At 43.4% G+C, this 20,392-nt stretch carries 17 protein-coding genes and 4 pseudogenes; 7 read left to right on the forward strand and 14 right to left on the reverse strand.

Annotation, left to right across the window (positions count from 1 at the left end):
• Positions 1-321 precede the first annotated feature (321 nt).
• A complete protein-coding gene (gene uxaC / locus ACTNEW_RS05275) occupies positions 322-1,737 on the reverse strand; it encodes a glucuronate isomerase (RefSeq protein ID WP_441058724.1) in 1,416 nt (471 codons plus the stop codon).
• A gap of 302 nt (positions 1,738-2,039) precedes the next feature.
• On the opposite strand from uxaC, the gene ACTNEW_RS05280 reads away from it, so the two are divergent.
• Complete coding sequence (locus tag ACTNEW_RS05280; protein ID WP_441059061.1) at positions 2,040-2,129, forward strand: DUF6783 domain-containing protein; 90 nt, start codon at positions 2,040-2,042, stop codon at positions 2,127-2,129.
• A 42-nt stretch (positions 2,130-2,171) separates the two neighbouring features.
• On the opposite strand, the gene ACTNEW_RS05285 is transcribed toward ACTNEW_RS05280, so the two are convergent.
• The 3 genes and pseudogenes from ACTNEW_RS05285 to ACTNEW_RS05295 all read right to left on the reverse strand — a co-directional run.
• Entirely contained in the window at positions 2,172-3,479 is a 1,308-nt protein-coding gene (locus tag ACTNEW_RS05285) for a TRAP transporter large permease (protein WP_441058726.1), read from the reverse strand.
• Positions 3,480-3,498: 19 nt separating this feature from the next.
• The gene (locus ACTNEW_RS05290; protein WP_441058728.1) at positions 3,499-4,002 is read right to left on the reverse strand and encodes a TRAP transporter small permease; all 504 of its coding nucleotides are present in this window, start codon (positions 4,000-4,002) and stop codon (positions 3,499-3,501) included.
• Between the two features lie 128 nt (positions 4,003-4,130).
• Positions 4,131-5,072: pseudogene (locus tag ACTNEW_RS05295) on the reverse strand (TRAP transporter substrate-binding protein); the annotation flags it as partial.
• Between the two features lie 414 nt (positions 5,073-5,486).
• Between ACTNEW_RS05295 and ACTNEW_RS05300 the strand changes: the two are divergent.
• From ACTNEW_RS05300 to ACTNEW_RS05310, 3 genes are all read left to right on the forward strand, one after another.
• Entirely contained in the window at positions 5,487-6,971 is a 1,485-nt protein-coding gene (locus ACTNEW_RS05300) for a UxaA family hydrolase (RefSeq protein WP_441058730.1), read from the forward strand.
• Between the two features lie 125 nt (positions 6,972-7,096).
• Positions 7,097-8,596 carry a tagaturonate reductase gene (locus ACTNEW_RS05305; RefSeq protein ID WP_441058732.1) on the forward strand — a complete coding sequence of 500 codons (1,500 nt, stop codon included), beginning with the start codon at positions 7,097-7,099 and terminating at the stop codon, positions 8,594-8,596.
• 312 nt (positions 8,597-8,908) lie between these two features.
• Complete coding sequence (locus ACTNEW_RS05310) at positions 8,909-9,910, forward strand: LacI family DNA-binding transcriptional regulator (protein WP_441058734.1); 1,002 nt, start codon at positions 8,909-8,911, stop codon at positions 9,908-9,910.
• A gap of 90 nt (positions 9,911-10,000) precedes the next feature.
• Here ACTNEW_RS05310 and ACTNEW_RS05315 read toward each other — a convergent pair whose 3' ends face one another.
• From ACTNEW_RS05315 to ACTNEW_RS05350, 8 genes and pseudogenes are all read right to left on the reverse strand, one after another.
• Positions 10,001-12,694: an NYN domain-containing protein gene (locus ACTNEW_RS05315; RefSeq protein WP_441058736.1), complete on the reverse strand. Its 2,694-nt coding sequence runs from the start codon at positions 12,692-12,694 to the stop codon at positions 10,001-10,003.
• 136 nt (positions 12,695-12,830) lie between these two features.
• Positions 12,831-13,835 (reverse strand): aromatic acid exporter family protein, encoded by a 1,005-nt coding sequence (locus ACTNEW_RS05320; protein ID WP_441058738.1) that lies wholly within the window; start codon positions 13,833-13,835, stop codon positions 12,831-12,833.
• A gap of 41 nt (positions 13,836-13,876) precedes the next feature.
• A complete protein-coding gene (locus ACTNEW_RS05325; RefSeq protein WP_441058740.1) occupies positions 13,877-14,767 on the reverse strand; it encodes a hypothetical protein in 891 nt (296 codons plus the stop codon).
• Positions 14,754-14,885 (reverse strand): hypothetical protein, encoded by a 132-nt coding sequence (locus ACTNEW_RS05330; protein ID WP_441058742.1) that lies wholly within the window; start codon positions 14,883-14,885, stop codon positions 14,754-14,756. Before ACTNEW_RS05330 ends, ACTNEW_RS05325 begins: the two co-directional genes overlap by 14 nt.
• A 393-nt stretch (positions 14,886-15,278) precedes the next feature.
• Entirely contained in the window at positions 15,279-15,932 is a 654-nt protein-coding gene (locus ACTNEW_RS05335; protein WP_441058744.1) for a nucleotidyl transferase AbiEii/AbiGii toxin family protein, read from the reverse strand.
• The gene (locus ACTNEW_RS05340; RefSeq protein WP_441058746.1) at positions 15,929-16,534 is read right to left on the reverse strand and encodes a type IV toxin-antitoxin system AbiEi family antitoxin domain-containing protein; all 606 of its coding nucleotides are present in this window, start codon (positions 16,532-16,534) and stop codon (positions 15,929-15,931) included. Before ACTNEW_RS05340 ends, ACTNEW_RS05335 begins: the two co-directional genes overlap by 4 nt.
• Positions 16,535-16,706: 172 nt before the next feature.
• A pseudogene (locus ACTNEW_RS05345) lies at positions 16,707-16,865 on the reverse strand (DNA polymerase beta superfamily protein); the annotation flags it as partial.
• Positions 16,843-17,740 (reverse strand): annotated as a pseudogene (locus ACTNEW_RS05350) (RtcB family protein); the annotation flags it as partial. The pseudogenes ACTNEW_RS05350 and ACTNEW_RS05345, both read right to left, overlap by 23 nt.
• Before the next feature lie 95 nt (positions 17,741-17,835).
• Between ACTNEW_RS05350 and ACTNEW_RS05355 the strand changes: the two are divergent.
• Positions 17,836-18,183 (forward strand): hypothetical protein, encoded by a 348-nt coding sequence (locus tag ACTNEW_RS05355; RefSeq protein WP_441058748.1) that lies wholly within the window; start codon positions 17,836-17,838, stop codon positions 18,181-18,183.
• A 166-nt stretch (positions 18,184-18,349) separates the two neighbouring features.
• Positions 18,350-18,730 (forward strand): hypothetical protein, encoded by a 381-nt coding sequence (locus ACTNEW_RS05360; protein ID WP_441058750.1) that lies wholly within the window; start codon positions 18,350-18,352, stop codon positions 18,728-18,730.
• Between the two features lie 482 nt (positions 18,731-19,212).
• Here the strand turns inward: ACTNEW_RS05360 and rpsI are convergent, their stop codons facing one another.
• Together rpsI and rplM are read right to left on the reverse strand one after the other, a co-directional pair.
• Positions 19,213-19,605, reverse strand: a complete 393-nt coding sequence (gene rpsI, locus ACTNEW_RS05365; protein WP_441058752.1) for a 30S ribosomal protein S9 — start codon at positions 19,603-19,605, stop codon at positions 19,213-19,215.
• A gap of 17 nt (positions 19,606-19,622) precedes the next feature.
• On the reverse strand, positions 19,623-20,051 hold the full coding sequence (gene rplM / locus ACTNEW_RS05370; protein WP_441058754.1) for a 50S ribosomal protein L13: 429 nt from the start codon (positions 20,049-20,051) through the stop codon (positions 19,623-19,625).
• 255 nt (positions 20,052-20,306) lie between these two features.
• Here rplM and ACTNEW_RS05375 point away from each other — a divergent pair.
• Positions 20,307-20,366, forward strand: a pseudogene (locus tag ACTNEW_RS05375) (hypothetical protein); the annotation flags it as partial.
• Positions 20,367-20,392: the final 26 nt, after the last annotated feature.

Genomic DNA, 20,392 nt, shown 5'->3' on the forward strand with positions numbered 1-20,392 from the left:
TGAACGGAAGTTCCGGTGAAAACCATAGCACAACCAAACGCAAAAAATCCCCACGGATTAATACAGAACTAACGTCTAATTCATTAAAACCCGCTGTAATTAACTAAAGCCCACTTTAATTCATAAATAAAGCACGCTTTAAGAAATCCGCACCTACTCACCAAAACTCCTCTTTAACAAAAAAGAGGGCGTCTGCATTACGCAAGCTATCCCTCTTCTCGTTCTCAGAACCCATACGGTCACTGTGTCACTGGAACCATACGAGTCATATTATAGATATTTTGAGCATAATTTACTCAAATGTCCTCAATAACTCAATTTTTATTTTGTTTCCAGATCAAATCCGAAATAACGTACCGCATTGTTATAGGAAATTCCCTTCACGATCTTCTCCAGATTCTTCATATCCTTCGGATATTCTCCGTTCTCTACCCATCCGCCGATCAATTCGCACATAATTCTGCGGAAATACTCATGTCTCGGGTAGGAAAGGAAGCTTCTGGAGTCTGTCAGCATACCGATAAAATTGCCCAGAAGTCCCAGATTTGCAAGAGACGTCATCTGTTTCATCATGCCGGTCTTATTGTCATTGAACCACCACGCGGAACCCTGCTGGATTTTGCCGATGGCATCACTGTTCTGGAAACATCCAAGAATGGTTCCGATCAGCTCGTCGTCTCCCGGATTCAGGCTGTAAATAATCGTCTTCGGAAGATTTTTCTTCTCATTCACTGCATTCAGGAAATTAGCAAGCTGTTCGCCCGGTGCATAATTGCTGATGCAGTCATAGCCGGTATCCGGTCCCAGTTTGTTGTACATGGAAGTATTGTTATCTCTCTTGCATCCGTAATGAAGCTGCATCACCCAGTTCATCTCTTCATATTTGGAGGCGACAAACAGCATAAATGCGGTCTTGAATTTCGCAGCGTCTTCTTTGGAAATGGTTTTTCCGGCAAGACGTGCAGCAAAAATCTCCTCTACCTCTGCATCAGAAGCAGGAACATACATGACATAATCCAGACCATGATCGGAAACGGAGCAGCCCATGCTGTCGAAAAATTCCATTCTCTTTGCAATTGCCTCTTTCAGGTCTTCAAAAGTTTTGATCTCCACACCGGAAACCCCGGCAAGACGTGCAAGATAGTCCAGGTATTCCGGTTTTTCCAGATTCATCGCTTTGTCCGGGCGCCATGCAGGAAGTACCTGTACTTCAAATGTTTCATCTTCTTTGATTGCTTTATGCCATTTCAAGTCATCCACCGGATCATCTGTGGTACAGATCAGTGTAACATTAGACTGTCTGATCAGATTTCTGACGCTCATGGAATCTTCCTGTAATTTCGCATTGCACAGATTCCATACTTCTTCTGCGGTATCGCCGTTCAGAACACCGTGATATCCAAAAAATCTCTGGAGTTCCAGATGACTCCAGTGAAACAGCGGATTACCAATGGCTTTTTCCAGGGTTTCCGCCCATTTCTGGAATTTTTCCCTGTCCGGTGCATCTCCGGTAATATAATATTCATCTACGCCATTGGAACGCATCTGGCGCCATTTGTAATGGTCACCGCCCAGCCATACCTGGGTAATGTTTTCAAATTTTCTGTCCTCTGCAATTTCCTGCGGATTGATATGGCAGTGATAATCAAGTACCGGTACCTTTGCCGCAAACTCATGATACAGCTCTTTGGCTGTGTCAGTGCTTAATAAGAAATCCTGATCCATAAATGCTTTCATGAGAGACCCCTCCATTTTATTATGTGATAATTTGTTTGAAGATTCGTATCGTTCTTTGCCAAACGATATCGTCTTCTTTTCCTCTTTCCTGACGCACTTGCTGCGTCAATAATGGTAGATTTGGAAGTTCCCTTCCAAACTTTTGATTCTGACTGTTACTTCTGCTTCGTTACTTTCAGCATACCGCATTCCTGCTTCTTATAACAGTACTTTTTTAATTTTTATGACGAAACTTTTTCTACGGTATTTTTATAATAAAAACTATTTATACCAGAGTGTATTTGAAAATTTCTTTCCGACAGATGCGAGGCAAATTTCCTGCAAAGTGGGGCGTGCAGATGGCGGTAATGAATTTTCAGACACACTCTAACAATTTTTATCATTCTAAATGAACCAATACCAAATATTGCACATTTTTTTACAGCAATACTCTTTTATACATATCCCATCAGGCTCGGCAGCCACAGACTGATCTGCGGAACATACGTTACCAGCATCAGTACTGCAAAAATTGCCGCAAAGTAGAACAACAGCTGTTTAATAACGGTTTCAATCTTCACTCCGCCGACTTTTACACCTACGAACAGTGTCGTTCCGACAGGCGGTGTGATAGTACCGATACACAGGTTAAAGATCAGCATAATTCCGAAATGGATTGTGCTCATACCAAGCTGTGTACAAACCGGAAGGAAGATTGGTGTAAAGATCAGGCAGGCCGGTGTCATATCCATAAAGGTACCAACTACCAGAAGAATGATATTGATCAGGAACAGGATGACAAATTTGTTGCTGCTCAGTGCCAGAAGTCCGTTGGAAACCAGTGTCGGAATATTGGTAAACGCCATAACCCAGGACATGATGCTGGAAACACCGATCAGGAAAATAATGATACCTGTCATTTCCGCGCTGTCCTTGAGAAGCTTCGGAATATCTTTGAGCTTAATGGATTTGTAACCGAACAGAGACAGAAGCAGGCTGTAAACAACTGCCACTACGGAACCTTCGGTTGCTGTGAAAATACCTGCAACAATACCGCCGATAACAATAACGATCAGAAGGAGAGCCGGAATCGCTTCCACAACCATTTTCAGTTTTTCTTTTCCGCTGTAAATGGCTTCACTTCTGTATCCGTGCTTCTTTGCAATAAAAAATACAACGGCCATGCAGGCAAGTCCCCAGAGAATTCCAGGAATATAACCGGCCATAAAAAGTGCTGCTACAGAAGTACCGCCGCTGACGAGAGAGAACGTGATCATAACGTTGCTCGGAGGGATCAGAAGTCCGGTAGGTGCTGTGGCAATGTTGACTGCTGCCGAGAAATTCGGATCATAGCCTTCCTCTTTTTCAATCGGTCCGATGATAGAACCCATTGCGGAAGCAGCTGCTGTACCGGAACCGGAAATCGCACCGAACAGCATGTTTGCAATAATATTGGTATGTGCAAGAGCTCCCGGAAGACGTCCGGTAAGAACTTTTGCAAGATTGATCAGGCGGACTGCAATACCACCCTTGTTCATAATATTACCTGCCAGAATAAAAAACGGAATGGCCAGCAGGCTGAATACGGAGATACCTGAGAAAATTCTCTGGGCTCCGGTCAAAACGGCTACATCAAGATCCATAATCGGCAGAATGGCACATACGGAAGAAATACCGAGGGCCACTGCGATAGGAACTCCGGCAATCAGCATGATCACCAGCAATGCCAAAATAATAATACCTGAAGTTGCTGCAATACTCATATTTTTTTCTCCTCCCTGATTATTCCTTCACTTCTCTCTGCTCTCTTTCATATCCCATGGCCAGATCCACAATGTTGACAATGGAATAAAACGCGATCAAAAGACCGGAAAGAGGAAGCACGGTGTAAACATATCCCATAGGAATGCCCAGGGAAGCTGTTTTCTGCGTCATGGTAAGCTGCTGGATATTAAATCCGCCGTAAACCATAACAGACAGAGCAAGAAGAAGAACAAGACATTCAATCGCGATCTCCAGAACTTTTCTTCTGGTTCCTGTAATCTTATCAGCGACAAATCCCATTCTCATGTGATCTCTTTTACCAAAGACATATGCCGATGCCAGAAGTGCCATCCAGGTAAAGCTGTAAGTCAGGAGTTCTTCGGAAACCGTACTTGGAGCATTAAAGAAATAACGGGTTACGATCTGATAAGTTCCTACAATGACCATCAAACCAAAGAAGACGGCGCATAATGTACTCAATACTGTATCAACAACGCTGCGGATTTTGTGCAAGATTTCCATTATTTTTTATCCTCCTTTTCTTCGGTATCTGTTTCTGTATCCATATCTGCAATCTTTTCATCTGCTTCTGCATCCATATCTGCAGTTTCTGCATCCGCGTCTGCTGCTTCTGCATCCATATATTTCGCATTCACTTCCTGAATATGATCATACAGTTCCTGGATATTCGGATTGGCATCCAGCATATCCTGCTGCACATTGGCTACTTTATCCTTAAAAAGCTGCACATCAACCTCAATAAATTCCACGCCCATATCTTCTTGTGCAGTCTTCTTCGCCTGTTCCACCTGTTCATCCCATGCAGCCATTTCCACTTCTGTCGAAAGTCTCGCTGCTTCTTCAAACACTTCCCTTTCCTCCTCTGACAGGCCGTTCAGGAACTTCAGGTTTCCGATCAGCATATCCGGAACCATCTGATGTCTGTTATAAGAATAATACTTGGCAACTTCTCCGTGCTTGTTATTCGTCAGTGCCAGTTCATTATTCTCAGCACCGTCAATAACACCCTGCTGAATTGCCGTATAAACCTCACCGAAGCTCATCGGAGAAGCCGCCGCGCCAAAAGCCTTCGCCATATTCACACTGGCAGGACTCTGCTGTACACGCATCTTCAATCCCTTCAGATCATCCGGGGTATAGATTGGTTTTGTCGCATAGAAGCTTCTGGTTCCTGCATTATACCAGGTCATAACACGGAATCCGGCTTCATCTGTGGATTCATACACCTGATTCATATAATCTGTATCGTTCATTACTTCATGATATGCTTCTTCTGATGTAAAGAGGTACGGCATACTAAAAACTTCGTAAACATCTGCAAATGTCTCCAGGTTGGCGGTTCCTGCCACTACGAAGTCAATAGCTCCTGTCTGTGTCAGCTCAATCGCTTTCTGAGCCGCACCAAGAAGCTCATTGGGAAAAATCTGTACTTCATATTTGTCACCCAGATTCTCTTCCACATATTCCTTGAATTTCAGAAGTCCCAGATGTTCCGGATGGGTTTCTGACTGTGCATGGGAAATACGAACAATTCTCTTTCCTCCCGTAGCGGAAGCAGAGCATCCTGTCATTCCCAGTACCGCTGCAGCACAGATCGCGGCTGTGCAAACTGTTTTTAAACCTTTCATTTTTTAGTTCCTTCCATATGAATTTAGTCTGTATGTTTCTTCCTGCATAGCATTTCGTTATTGTATAGCATTCCGGCATTATGGAAATATATACAGTAACCGTCGGAAACTCCAAAAAACTCCTTGAAATCCCCGGTTTTCATGTAAGCCCTTACATCTTGTTTTCATTATAGCCTTTACCATATAAAAAAACAAATCTTTTTTGTATGGTATTTTTCACAATTATTTGTATTCATTTTTATACAATATTAATAATTTTCATTTTCCTTTCATATTAATATTGACTTTTCATGATTGCAGAGTTACATTCATTGTAAGCCCTTACACTTATTTCGCTATTACAGGAGGAACGCGAATATGCAGCAGAAATATATCAGAATTCATCCTGCTGACAAGGTAGCTGTCGCCCTTTGTCCATTAGAAGCAGGAACCGTAGTTTCCATTGATGATAAGGAAATTACATTGACAGAGGATATTCCGCAGGGTCACAAGTTTGTACTGGACGATCTTGATGCGGACGAACCGGTGATCAAATACGGCTATCCCATCGGTATCACCAGAGAACCGGTAAAAAAAGGATCCTGGCTCCATGTCCATAACATGAAAACAGCTCTCGGCGACCTTCTTACCTATACTTATGACAAACAGGATACTGCACTGGCTGCCACAGAAGAGCGTTTCTTCCAGGGATACCGCCGTGCAGACGGTAAAGCCGGTGTCCGCAACGAAATCTGGATCATCCCTACCGTTGGCTGCGTCAATAATGTAGCTACTGCCATCGAGAAGAGAGCACAGTCCCTGAGAAGCGGAAGTATTGAAGCAATCGCTGCTTTCCCGCATCCCTACGGATGTTCTCAGATGGGCGATGACCAGGAGAACACAAGACAGATTCTCGCCGATCTTGTCAATCATCCCAACGCAGGCGGTGTCCTGGTTCTCGGACTCGGATGCGAAAACAGCAACATCGAAGAATTAAAGAAACATATCGGACCATACGATGAGAAACGTGTCAAATTCCTGGTATCCCAGGAATCCGATGATGAGATTGAGGATGCTCTTTCTCTCATCCGCGAACTGGTGGATTATGCCGGTACAGCGAAGCGTGAGCCTATCAGCTGCAGTGAACTGGTCATCGGTATGAAATGCGGCGGTTCCGACGGTCTTTCCGGCATCACGGCCAATCCGACCGTAGGCGCTTTTTCCGACCTGCTGATTTCCAAGGGAGGAACTACGATTCTGACAGAAGTTCCGGAAATGTTCGGTGCGGAGACTCTGCTTATGAACCGCTGTGAAAATGAGGAACTTTTTAACCAGACCGTAAATCTGATCAATGATTTCAAAAATTATTTCAAGAGTCATAATCAGACTATTTACGAAAATCCTTCTCCGGGAAACAAAAAAGGCGGCATCTCCACTCTGGAAGACAAATCCATGGGATGTACCCAGAAATCCGGAAGCGCTCCTGTACGCGGAGTCCTCTCCTACGGCGAGCCTGTGAAGGAAAAAGGCCTGAATCTCCTCAGCGCACCCGGCAATGATCTGGTTGCTTCTACCGCGCTGGCCGCTTCCGGTGCGCACATTGTGTTATTTACCACAGGTAGAGGAACTCCTTTTGCTTCTCCTGTCCCTACCGTAAAAATTTCCAGTAATTCCGCCCTTTATCACAAAAAAGGCAACTGGATTGATTTTAACTGCGGAGAACTGGTCGAGGGAACTGATCTCGCTTCTCTGCGTGACAAGCTTTTTGACTATGTGATTGCTGTCGCTTCCGGTGAAGAAGTCAAATCCGAAAAAGCCGGTTTCCACGACATGGCAATCTTTAAACAGGGTGTTACTCTATAACCCGAATAACATGATACACGGGCTGTCTTACATCTGCCGGTTATCCGTATTATCTAAACGACTTGTATGAGAGCATGTTAAAAAAAGTGCTTTCTGATACACTCTTGGAAGGAGAATGATCAATCATGAAAAAATTAAGTTATGAAACCCTGAAAGAACAGGGATACGATGGATATCTTCTGGAACATGCACCGGAACGCGTACTTCAGTTTGGAGAGGGCAATTTTCTCCGTGCATTTGTAGATTATTTTATCGATATGATGAATGAAAAAGCCGGCTTTAACAGCAAAGTGGTTCTTGTTCAGCCAATCGCCAATCACGGCGGATTCAATCTGGCAGACATTATCAACGAGCAGGATGGCCTTTATACCTTATATCTGCGCGGTTTTGAAAACAATCAGAAAGTCAATGACAAACGAATCATTTCCTGTGTCAGCCGCTGCCTGAATGTATACAGTGATTACGAAGCAGTGATGGCATGTGCGGAAAATCCGGAGCTGAGATACATTGCCTGCAACACAACAGAAGCCGGTATTGTCTATGATCCGGAATGCCGGTTTACGGATACACCTCCTGCAAGCTATCCGGCCAAACTGACTCAGTTCATGTACCGCCGTTTTCAGAAATTCGGTCAGGAAGCCGGCAAAGGTTTTGTCATTCTTGCCTGCGAACTGATCGATGACAATGGAAAAGAACTGGAAAAATGCGTGATGAACTATGCGAAACAGTGGAATCTCGGGGAAGACTTCATCCACTGGCTGGAAACAGAAAATATTTTCTGCTCTACTCTGGTTGACCGTATTGTAACCGGTTTCCCGCGCAGCGAGGCAGCAGCGATCAATGAAGAGAACGGTTATGAAGATAACATCATTGATACCGGAGAAATTTTCGGTTTCTGGGTCATCGAAGGTCCGGAATCCCTCAAAAAAGAACTGCCATTTGCCGAAGCAGGCCTGCCGGTTCTCATTACTGATAACCACAAACCGTACAAACAGCGTAAAGTCCGCATTCTGAACGGTGCACATACTTCCATGGTTCTCGGCGCATATCTTGCAGGACAGAATATTGTCAGAGACTGCATGCATGATGATACAATCTGCAGCTTTATGAACAAAACAATTTATGAGGAAATCATTCCTACCCTTTCTCTTCCGGAAGAAGACTGTAAAGATTTCGCAGCTGCTGTCACCGAGCGTTTCAAGAATCCGTTCATTGACCATGCACTGCTGTCTATTTCCCTGAACTCTACTTCCAAGTGGAAAGCCCGTGTCATGCCGTCTCTGGAAGGTTATGTAAACAAATTCGGCAAACTTCCGAAATGCATCACTGCTTCTTTCGCATTCTATATTGCCTTCTACCGCGGCACAGAGCTGACAGATGCAGGACTCCTTGCAAAGCGCCCGGACGGCGATACTTACACGATTTCCGATGACCGTGCAGTTCTGGAATTCTACTATAACCACAGAAACGATTCTGCTGCTCAGCTGGCACATGCAGTCTGCGCCAACACCGATTTCTGGGGAAAAGATTTAAGTGAGCTTCCGGGATTTGAAGAAGAAGTTGCAAAAATTCTGGAAAATATCGAAGCAAATGGCACTTACACGGAAATGAAAGCCTGTCTGTAATCAGGCATCATTTCCGGAAACGCCTGATTTACGTATATAATCCGGCATATTCTGCTGCGCACATAAAAGCCAGACGGGAAAGGAGCAAATCCTTTCCCGCTTTTTGTTTTTTCGCTGATATATTCTCATTTTTGTTTTTACTGACATATTTCTGTCTTTGCTTTCTGTTGACATATACCTGTTTTTGTTTTCTCCAACATTGCAAAAATTGTCAAAATATGTTAAATTATCGTTATTAAATGAAAAATCGCTGGTCTGCCGTTACTGTTTACTCCATTCACAGCAATGGCTTATCAAAAGGAGAACCATATAATGAATATCTATGATATATCCTCTCAGGCAGGGGTTTCCATCGCCACAGTTTCCCGTGTACTTAACGGCAGTGAAAAAGTCAGCCCTGCCACACGTCAGAAAGTTCTGGATGTCATCGAAAAAAGCGGTTATACCCCCAATGCTTTTGCCCGGAGTCTTTCCTCCAACACCATGTCTACCGTAGGAATTCTCTGTTCAGATGCATCTGATGTATACCAGGCTCAGGCGATTTATTATCTGGAAAGGGAGCTTCGGAACAACTCCTATACCTCCATGCTCTGCTGCACTGGATACAATCTTCAGGAAAAAACAGATTATCTCCATCTGCTTCTTTCCAGGAATGTAGATGCTCTTTTTTTTATCGGTTCCCATTTTATTGAATCCAGTGGAAAAGGAAACAGCTATATCCTGAATGCAGCAAAAAAAATACCTGTTTTTCTCCTGAACGGAAAACTCGATGGTGACAATGTTTATTCGATTATCTGTGATGATGAAAGCGCTTCCAAAGATATCACAGACCTGCTTTTTGACCGTGGTGCACAATCACCGATTTATCTTTACCGTGCCCTTACCTACAGCGGCCAGAGGAAACGACGCGGTTTCTGTGCTTCTTCTGCGCAGCACGGAATCGCTGACGCCGAAAATCGTACCTTTGCCTGTCCCGGTCCGATGGAAAAAACCTGCCAGATTCTTGAAAACATCCAGAAAAGCGGAATTCATTTTGATGCGGTTGCCGCCGCTGATGATGAACTTGCTACCGGCGCAGTAAAATACGCTCTGCGAAACGGTATGCGGATTCCGGAAGATTTTCAGGTTACAGGATATAACAATTCTGTGATTGCCGCCTGCAGTACCCCGGAAATCACAACTCTGGACAACCGTGTGGAATATATGTGCACCATTGCGGTAAACGAAATGATGCAGGTTCTCGACCACAAAAATGTTCCGCCCATTACCAGCTATTCCGGCAGCATCATGGAATATGCAACCACAAGAAAATAAATGCATGAATAGAAAACGCTTTCCTGTAATACAAAAAACTGCGCTATAGCTTCCACAAACTACTGCGCAGTCCTTTTCCCTTCAATCTTATTATTTTTTTCCAAGCCGTACACGTTCCACATAATCGGAAACTTCCTCCGAAGCTCCGTCAAAAAGATAGGTCTTGCTGCTCTGTCTGCGTGCTTTCCATTCCTGACGGAGTTCCTGCATGGTCTGCTCCACTTCTTCTTTCAGCCCCTGTGCGGAAATCCGGTGTGCACCCTGTCCGAGAATAATAATCTGTTCCAGACGGTCGGAAGTGGCAACCGTTACCTGATACTGCCGTCCGATTCTGTGAACCGTTTTTTCAATATACTGATCGGCAGTTTCCGCTTCCTTTGTGTAAACCACATGAATGTTGTGATACCGGATCACCTCTTCCGCATGGCCCTCCACTTTGTAAGCATCAAAAACGAGAATCAGCGTACACTTTTTGTACCCCTGATAATTTGACAGAATATCCATCAGTTTGCTCTGTGCAGCGTGAAGATCTGCTTTTGCAAGCTCATTCAGCTCTTCCCAGGCAAAAATAATATTATAGCCGTCAACCAGAAGATATTCCTCCTGCGGCTTTTTCCGCGGCACATAATTGCTGTAATCCGGTGAAGCATGCACCACTTTTTTCTGAAAGGCATTCCGTTCCCGTTTTACAGGACCAAAGGTACGCTCAAAAATCGCCTGCAGTTCTTTTTCATCCTCATAGCTTCCGCCATAAGAACCCCTGCCTGCTCTCCCTGCATATACTTTTTCTTCTGTTTCTGCAGAAACCGGTTTTTCCGGATTCACTTCACTTTCCAGATGCATATAATCTTCTACCTGATCCCAGGGAACCACAAAACCGGCTCCGTGTGCACAGAATACAGAACCTGTGGGATTTTCCAGATCTCTCTCCGAATCATAGCCAATGGACTGCACCACCTCTTCCTGATTTTTACAGGGCGCATAGCCTTTCAGATTACAGAACAGGCGCCCTCTTCCTTTTGTATAGGAAATCACCTGCGTCTGATAATCCCGCATGGCAGCTACCGGTGCACTGCCGGTCAGAACAGACAGTTCTCCGTCCGTTTCAGGCCCCTGAAATGTCCCCTGCATTTTCTGGATATCGGTCATGGCGCGCCCGACCATTTCCGCCGGGACTTCCAAACGGTATTCATAATATGGTTCCAGAAGTACGGAATGCGCCTTTTTCAGTCCCTGACGGACTGCACGGTATGTTGCCTGGCGAAAATCCCCGCCTTCCGTATGTTTCAGATGTGCGCGTCCGGTCAGAAGCGTGATCTGCATATCGGTAATGGCAGACCCGGTCAGGACACCCAGGTGCTCTTTTTCTTCCAGATGGGTAAGGATGAGCCGCTGCCAGTTCCGGTCCAGTACATCTTCACTGCATGCGGTAAAAAACTGCAGACCGCTTCCCGGTTCGCCGGGCTCCAGAAGCAGATGTACTTCCGCGTAATGGCGCAGTGGTTCAAAATGCCCCACTCCTTCCACAGGTTCTGCAATGGTTTCTTTGTACACAATGTTTCCGGTTCCGAATTCCACTGCCACATGAAAGCGTTCCCAGATAAGACTTTTCAGAATTTCAATCTGCACCTCTCCCATCAGCTGCGCATGGATTTCTCCAAGGTGTTCATCCCACACAATATGTAGCTGCGGTTCTTCTTCCTCCAGCTGCTTCAGTTTGCGGAGCATCTGGTGCACATCACAGTCCGGAGGAAGCTGAATCTGATAATTCAGAACCGGTTCCAGGACCGGCATATCGGATTCGGCTTCCATACCAAGTCCCTGTCCCGGATACGTTTTTGTCAGACCGGTTACTGCGCAGACCGTTCCGGCCTCTGCCTCCTGTGCAAGTTCAAATCTGGCCCCGGAATAAATGCGGATCTGATCTGCTTTTTCCTCCCAGATTTCATCTTCCTGTCCCTGATGAATTGCCGCCGCTCCGGAAGATTTTCTGTTCGACAGGATGGTTTTTACCTTCAGATTTCCCCCGGTGATTTTCATATAAGTCAGACGGTTTCCCTGGTCATCCCGGGCAATTTTGTAAACTTTTGCCCCAAAATCCACAGGATAGGATGGAGTACGGGTATACTTTTCCACACCATGCAGAAATTCTTCCACACCGGTCATTTTCAGTGCGGATCCGAAATACACCGGAAAAACTTTTCTCTCTGCAATCAGCTGAGCAGTTTCTTCTTCCCCGATTTCTCCAGCTTCCAGATACTGTTCCAGCAGTTCCTCTCCGCCGCACATGGCAATTTCTTCTTCCGCGTCCGCATCTGCAAAGGAGATACAGGCATCGTTCAGTCTCTTCTTCAGATCTGCCAGAAGAGCTTCCCGGTCTGTCCCTTCCTGATCCATTTTGTTCACAAACAAAAATACAGGGATTTCATAGCGCGCCAGCAGTCTCCACAAAGTCAGCGTATGTCCCTGTACTCCGTCCGCCCCGTTGATCACCAGAATGGCATAATCCAGCACCTGCAGGGTACGCTCCATTTCCGCTGAAAAATCCACATGTCCCGGTGTATCCAGCAGTGTTACTTCCGTATCTCCCATATTCAGGACAGCCTGTTTGGAAAAAATGGTAATGCCCCGTTCCCGTTCCAGATGAAAGGTATCCAGATAAGCATCCTTATGATCTACACGCCCAAGCTTCCGTATTTTCCCGCATTGATACAACAACCCCTCTGACAGGGTCGTTTTTCCCGCATCCACATGGGCAAGAATTCCAATTACAAGTTTCTTCATGATGTTCCTCCTGATTCCTTTCATTTTACCACAGAACTATCCGAAAAAAAACAAAAACAGACAGAACTCGCCGAAATATGTCTGTATAAAAAAAGTGTGTAGGCTTTCAACTGTCTGTCACTTACACACTCTTGCTCTAATTCCAGTATCGCTTCAGCTTCCCTTCATCCAGTTCATTGACGAATCGTTTTTTAAACACCAGAAACTCCTCCAGATCCATCAGAATGTGATACAGCATGGCCCGGCTCTCAAACTCTGCACGCGAAACCGGGAGCGGTTCCTGTTCCATTTCTCTGAAAATCTGGTTCAGGCGTTCGATCTGCGGCTGCGGAATATTGATTTCGATCACATAATCCACCAGATACAGGATATACTGTGCGATAATCTCCGCCTGAACCGGCATGGTACGGATTTTTTTCATCTCATAATGAAGGTTGTGAAGCACGTTGCACTGTTTCATGCGCATTTCAAAATAATCAATATAATATCCCGGGTGGGACTGAAACGTATTATTCTGATATTCGTAGGCATCACTGATAAATCCGTGAAGCTGTTTTTCAAGATTGCAGATATCGTCCCAGACATTCCGCTCCATTTCCTGACAAAACAGATAGGAAGCCATTTCCCGCAGGATCATCTGCAGCTGCTGCTCTGTCCAGCGCATGTTGCGGATCAGATCTTTTTTCTGATTATGGTTGTCGTGATACAGGTTCAGAATGATCGCGACAGAAATTCCGATCAAAACCAGAAGAAATTCATTCCGGATAAATTTCATCCCGAAATCCATCGTGGTAAGGAAATGCGTTCCTATGACAGCGTTTACGGATATGGTAGCTTTCAGCCCCACAAGTTCACTCAAAAGCACCATGATAAAAATGAAGACTCCATACGCTGTCCACTCACTGCTGATATGGACAAACGTCACCCACGCAAGCGCAACCGCTGCCAGAAACGTAAGGACCCGGAGTACGGAAAGCTTCAGTGTTTCCCACTTGGTCGTTACGATTGTAAGCAGTGCGATACTTCCGGCAGCAGCTGCATACTCCAGATTCAGGGCTTCCGCGACATAAATAGCAGCACTGCTTCCTACTGCGATCTTTGCTGTACGGATACACAGCTTTTTCATCTCTTTTCTATCCATAAAATTCTCCTGTTGTTTTGCCTCGATGCATGATTTTTCTCTTATTTTTCCCCCGACAGAGCCATCAATATCCGGTTTCTCTTCACTTTTTCTTTTTGCTGTCTTCCTCCAGAAACATAAGCCTTTTTCTGTTCTTCCAGACTCAGAAAATATTCCTGCGGGATTTTTCCCCACTCCACAAATTCTGCGGGTCTCGGCGGCTCCCGGTCCTCCCGGATAACTTTCGTTCTATAGGCTCCCGGAAAAAACCCATGGACAAATCCGGCATGTACCCCAGAGCTATCCAGCAGATGAGCATACTCTGCATGAAGCAAAGGCTCTTCTCTTCTTTTCGCCTCTTCCGAAAGCTTCCAGTCACTTACCGGCATGATTACCAGACACTTTACCATTTTCCCCCTGGCTGCCTGTGCTGCCGCTTTGTGATGTCCATCCAGCAAAAGCACCGTATCACCGTCCAGATAACATCCTATGGCGCGGGGAAACCTTTCGCCATCCTCCAATCTGCGCATATAATACTCCACTCTTTCACCGTCACACAGCGCTGCTTTTTCACTTGCAATCAGGGTTGATGGGCCAAACAGTTTCGCCTCATAGTCCCTTCTTCCCAAAGATGGAACAAACAGATTAGGAACGCCATGATTCTCCCAGAAATGACCATTACCGGTATAAGGAAACAGTTCAGAGTCCGCAACCACATAATATCCGTCTGACAGCAGCCCAAGCATCGGCTGGATACGCTCTGCCGCCTTTTCGATTCCCTCATAGCCCTCGTTAATGCCTGCACTTATTTCCAGAGCATCTTTCATGGAAAGGTTCTGTTCTCCATATCCTCTGCAGATCCCTGCACCACAGGTCGGGCAGACCTTTTCCGCATTTACGCTGAACAGGCTTTCCCCATTTAAGGTCACTTCATAACTGTTATACAAATTCAAAACGCAGCTTATCCACACCATTTTTGACTTTAACCAGAACCGCATCCTTGCACCAATCCTTTGCAAAAATGACTTGATGAATTTTGCTCACCCTGGGAAATATAAAAGTTTCTCCCATATTTCCTACTCCTTTGTAATATAAAGTGTTCCACAGCCACCAATTTTATCTCTTCTCGACCTTGAAACAACACAGTCCTCACATCGGATACCCGCTGACAATATTTTTCTTTTCAATTGGAAATAAGAGTCTGTATCCAACATATACTGATCATTACCGTCAACTTCATTGTAAGCAAGAAGAAGGAGACGCACATTCAAATCTTTTGCTTGCTGAACTGCGGAGCGCGTCTTGCGGCTTTGAGACCGTATTGCCATGATTCTACAGGTTATTTTTCTTGATTTTATAGGGTTTTCGGCATTTTGGCCTTAATTTCAACCCCTGTTGCACCCCACTTTCGAGGGGCCTAATTTTCGATGTTTGTTGTAGTCTGACCCTGTTTGAACGCACTGTTCACCACAGAGACCAACTCACTAGGTCTACCGGATTAATGCGATCCTTATACATATTGAAAACTCGAAACAGATCGTAAAAATCTCGAGCTCTGGTTGTTCCTATATTTCGTCGAATAATCGTCTCATATTTTTCAGCAATGACTGTTTCCACATTATAGGCTTTAACAGTAATAGATTTCTCATCAAGAATACACTGATATGCGTACTCCACTGCCGCCGGTGTAATCTTATCACCTGTCGTAATATCTATTTTCATCGGATTACAGATTTTTCCATATACAGCATTAAAATATGCTCTGAAATTGTTATGATCATCATCTTCACGTATCAGCTCAAGCTTTTTGTATTCAAAAACAATTCCATCTCCCACGTCTATGGAAAGAATATCCTTGATCGTTTCAGCAATTTCACCTTCGTTCATAGTAATACCGGTTACTGTTGTATCCATATCCATGGTTGTTCTTTCATTGATTCCAAGCATTGAAGAAATTAAAAGTACACCCTTTAAGATAAAATTGTCCTTGTATTCAGATGCAGCAAGACGTTCCAGTACCCGTTCAAACAAGTACATCTGAAGAACTTCCTGGGACATAAGCTTATGTTTTTCTGCAAAGCTGCGAATCTGTCCTTTTAATTGTTCCGGTGTTCTCATACTGCCTGCAATACCTCCATATACGTCCTGACTTTATCCTCAATATTCATCTCTCTGGAATATTTTATAATCTTTCTGTTTTTACAGTGATGCATAAAGTATTCTCTGATTGCCTGAATATAGATCTGTGTGTCTACATTCTTCTTATCACGAATCAGATCACAGATACATCTCTCAAGGTCATATGCATTCACTGTAAATCCCTGTGGGGTAACAATTTTCGTAAGTCCAAGCTGCCATAAATCTTTTTTACAATAATGAAATCTGGTATTACTGTAATCCCTCTTAATCTTACTTACATTATCTCCCTGGGGAACGGTAATATCCAAAGTATGCGGCACTCGATCTGATAAGCCATGCAGAAACAAAGCAGTAGCATGTGAAAAAACAACTTTGTCTGAGCGACACTGAATAATCCGATACTCGTCTGGCTGCTGATCTGCAATACTGTAGTTTCCATGAGCCTCTTTGTTCAGCACTCCATCCTTAAGGCCTGCATATATCATCATTCTGCTAAATCCAGCCTTCTGAAGCTGCTCCAGACTGGCGATTCCATCATACTGTTCTATAACTGTACGTAATCCTTCAATCGTATAATCCATATTCATGCCCTCCTTTTCTACATTTTGTTCTTTAATTATAATCATGCAAAGAACTAAAGTCGATACATTTCGTTCTTTAATTTATGTTGTCAAAAGTTTATAATGCTGAATCTGTATTACAGTTTGAACAAAACGTTTATTACTCCCTACCCATACTTTCCTGAACAAAACCATATTGTTCATTAGGTCGCACATATATGAATCTGACGTCATAATCACTATCCGGAGATGCAAATCCCCAGGCACGACTACCCGATTCAACTGCCAACAGGATCTTTACATTTTGTTGTTTCTCTATGTCCTGGAGTTTACTTCGAATCAGTTTCTCCATTGTTGTTTACCTTACCTTTCTTCCATGGAGCATCATCCTCTGAAGCTTTGAAATTATAAACTGGTTTAATAATATCAATAATATCAACCGTGCTATGAATCACATCTATGATATCTTTCAATGACTTATATACCATGGGTGCTTCATCGAGCGTATTTTCATTTACAGATGTGGTATAAATACCTTCCATAGCTGCTCTGTACTCTTCAATGTTCAATGAATTCTTAGCCTTTGTTCGTGACATTACTCGACCTGCTCCATGTGGTGCTGAATAATTCCAATCCGGATTTCCTTTTCCGGTTGCGATAACCGACCCATCTCTCATGTTAATTGGAATCAGAACCTTCTCGCCCTCATGGGCAGCAATGGCTCCCTTTCTCAATATCATTTCGTCTGTATCAATATAATTGTGAATTGTATGAAAAGCATCAATCGCTTCCATACCGGTTTTATCCAGTATGATTTCAGCCATTCGTTCTCTGCTTCTACGTGCAAACTCCTGACAGATTTCAACATCATGCAGATAGTCCATAAGAAATGATCCATATAACCAGCAAAGATCTTCCGGAACATCCGGTGTCTTATCCTTATATTCCTGAGTAAGGCTTTTCAACTTGTTTTGAATTTCCGAACGTCGTCCAGCTTCTTTATAGGTACGAATGATTTCCTCCACCCAATGTTCCTAAGGAGCGCTCCAGTCTTTTGGTATCTTTAAGCGATCTATAGCATTTAAGCTTTGTAAGATTAAATCTCTCATCTCTTCCGCCCCAGACATTCAAACCAGACGGAATGCAATGACATACCTCATCTACTTTCTGAAAATCAATATCTGTATTTCCAAGCTTCACAGTATACAAAGTGTCAGAAATTTGTATGAAAGCACATACGCAATTAAGCGAACCTGATTTTCAATACGTTTTGGATACATTGTGGAAGTGCGTTGCAATGACCCAGGAAAGGTATAGGTGAGATGATGAAGTGGAAACTTGAAGATAGTACTGTAGCAAAAAATCCGATGTCAATGCGGAAAAAAATGATGATTGGAGGGATTATGTGTGCGTTGATGGTTGGAATTTTCTTTGCAGATGACTGGCAGCAGCGAAGATTTGCTGCTTTGAGATATGGGTATTATTATATGGGGCAGCGCCAGTACGAAGAAGCAATAGATTTGTTTGAGCAATATCTGAACGTGGAATCTGACATTTACTGGAATCTGATGGAACTTGTAAATGGTGAAAGTTATTCCTGTAAGAATGTTAGTAATTGTCTGGAAGAATGCAGGGTTCTTCAGGAGAAGATATATCACGAAGGGGTGTGAAGTGATTGCAATATAGCCCTGCCAAATGGACCGCAAAATGAATTAGCTAAGATGGGAGGTGGTTATGAAATGATTGAAATATTTAATTTGAAATTGAAAATAAATGTTGGGCGTGGTACAATCCTTATAGAAAAAAAGCAAAGTAACAACAGAATGGAGACCAGCTATGAAAACAATTACAAAAATTATTCATATTAACGATGGCAATGATGTAACAGCCCATAATGGTGACAGATTATTTGTTGAAACATCACCGAGAGCAGAGACTATCATTTCAGCTTTTTTAACAGATGGATGGACTCTCCACAGTAGAGTTTTTAGGGTTACACCATCTACAAGTCCGGATAATATTACTTTTTATTTATCTGGTTGGGATTTTCTTTTTACGAAAGAAATCCCTGATGATGCAATTGATGAATCGGATACACTTTTAAATGATGCAATTTCAGTAGCGCTCAGCATTGGAAATGAAAATTCTTTCGAAGAAGATATGGATTATGATATGCTAGATAATGATCCTGATTTGGAATATATAGAAGAGGAATAATGAAATGTGAGAATAGGAATCCAATATTTTAAGTGCGACTATTATGTGCCCCGATAAAAAATATCGTGAGTATCTTACATGCCGCAGCCTATATCAACACCTACATATGAACAACTTCTGAAGTGGCAAGTGTGCAGGTGCTACTTCAAGGATATTGCAGGGATAGATGACCACAAAATCATCTTCAAGAATGGTCAGGTATGGGAATTCAAATCAGTCAATGAATTAAGACATATGTGGAAAGATATGAAGGAAGGTCAGTGATGACCTTCTTTTTTCTGTGTTACGGAACACTTGCAGAAAACCCTTTCTTTATTCAATCCGAATTGTTGGTTGCCTGTTTCCTGCTTGTTGGCTACGCATAGAAATTTTCAAGTTTTTATAGAAAATCTTTTCTTGTAAGAATATAAAGAAAACCCCGAAAAACCTTGATTTTTCGGGGTTTGTTGTCTTCTCTTTTGTAAGTTCTCTTGATAGAAAAATTATCTCTTGCTGAACTGCGGAGCACGACGAGCTGCTTTGAGACCGTATTTCTTACGCTCTTTCATACGTGGATCACGAGTAAGGAATCCAGCTGCTTTGAGAACTGGTCTGTACTCTGCGTCTGCTTCAAGAAGTGCTCTGGAAATACCATGTCTGATGGCACCAGCCTGTCCTGTGTAGCCACCGCCCTTAACGTTAACCAGAACGTCAAATTTGCCTTCGTTTTCAGTTGCAACTAACGGCTGACGAACGATCACTTTGAGGGTCTCTAATCCAAAATATTCATCGATATCTCTTTTATTGATAGTGATTTTACCAGTACCAGGGGTCAGGTAAACTCTTGCGATTGATTTTTTTCTTCTTCCTGTTCCGTAGAATTTTGCGCTAGCCAATGTTTTCTACCTCCTCATTAAAATGTTAAAACTTCCGGTTTCTGAGCTTCATGTTTGTGTTCAGGTCCGGCATAAACGAAAAGTTTCTTGTACATGGTTCTTCCTAAAGGTCCCTTTGGAAGCATGCCCTTCACTGCCAGCTCAACAACCTTCTCCGGTTTCTTTGCTAACATTTCTTTTAATGTGGTTTCTTTCATTCCACCAACATAATCGGAGTGATTGTAGTAGATTTTCTGGTCTAATTTCTTACCAGTTACTTTAATCTTGTCAGCGTTTACTACGATTACATAGTCACCTGTATCAACATGTGGTGTAAACTGAGGTTTATTCTTTCCTCTTAAAACGCTTGCTACACCAGATGCCAGACGGCCAAGTGTGCAGCCTTCTGCGTCAACAACATACCATTTTCTCTCGATTTTATCTGGATTAGCCATATAAGTCTGCATGGTTTTACCTCCTGTTATTTATCAACGATTGTTTGTATAACCGCGGATATCCGCGAATGTAAATAATTCCTGGTGAACAGTGCAAAAATAATAATCGCGGAAATGTCCGAAACCGCTGATAAAAACACCTTTGCCGGGGCTTTGGCTCAGGAGTTTTCGCACTTCGTCACATTGAGTAATTATATTATACCCAATCTTTTCTGTCAACCGTTTTTTCCATCAAAATACAAAAATATTTCTTATCAATATATATAAATGTTTTCCTTCAAAATACAAAATTGTTTTCCCACAAATCGTGACGCACATCTGTCGGAAAGCAATTTCCAAACACACTCTGGAGC

The sequence above is a fragment of the Blautia sp. HCP3S3_G3 genome (assembly GCF_052063365.1).
GTDB lineage: Bacteria > Bacillota > Clostridia > Lachnospirales > Lachnospiraceae > Blautia_A.